This window comes from Allokutzneria sp. NRRL B-24872, from assembly GCF_002155965.1.
Taxonomy (GTDB): Bacteria; Actinomycetota; Actinomycetes; order Mycobacteriales; family Pseudonocardiaceae; genus Allokutzneria.
This window is the reverse complement of sequence record NZ_MUMH01000208.1, coordinates 1-654: the sequence shown is the minus strand read 5'-3', so window position 1 is coordinate 654 and position 654 is coordinate 1. Positions and strand designations below refer to the sequence as shown.

1 pseudogene is annotated in these 654 nt (G+C 74.5%); it reads right to left on the bottom strand.

From position 1 onward, the window contains the following. Positions 1 to 654 (bottom strand): annotated as a pseudogene (locus CCN37_RS35495) (DEAD/DEAH box helicase); the annotation flags it as partial.

Genomic DNA, 654 nt, shown 5'->3' with positions numbered 1-654 from the left:
TGGAGCACCAGGTCGGCGAGGACGCGCGCGGCCTCGGCCCCGGCGGAACGCCGGATGGGCGCGCCGTTCTCCCCGGTCAGGTCCTCCAACAGCGGCGGTTCCCACAGCGCGATCGTGCGCCCCCCGCTGGGCGAGCCCCGCGGACTCCGCGGGGCTCGCCGCCGTCGCCGACGCGAGCACGAACACCGGGTCGGCGCCGTACCTGCGGGCGATCCGGCGCAGCCGGCGCAGCAGCAGGGCGACGTGCGAGCCGAAGACCCCGCGATAGGCGTGGCACTCGTCGATCACCACGTGCGTCAGCCTGCGGAAGAAGCCCGACCAGCGGGCGTGGGCCGGCAGGATTCCCCGGTGCAGCATGTCGGGGTTGGTGAAGATCCACCGCGAGTGCGCCCGCACCCAGTCGCGCTCCACCCGGGGCGTGTCCCCGTCGAAGGACGCGGCCCTGATCCCGGGGAGCCCGAAGCCGTTGACCGAACGCAGCTGGTCAGCGCCCAGTGCCTTGGTCGGCGCGAGGTAGAGCGCCCGCGCCCGCTCGTCCTCGGTCAGCGCCGCCAGCACGGGCAACTGGTAGGCCAGCGATTTGCCCGACGCGGTGCCGGTGGCGACTACCACGTCGAGCCCCGCGCGCGCCAATTCGGCGGCGTCGACCTGGTG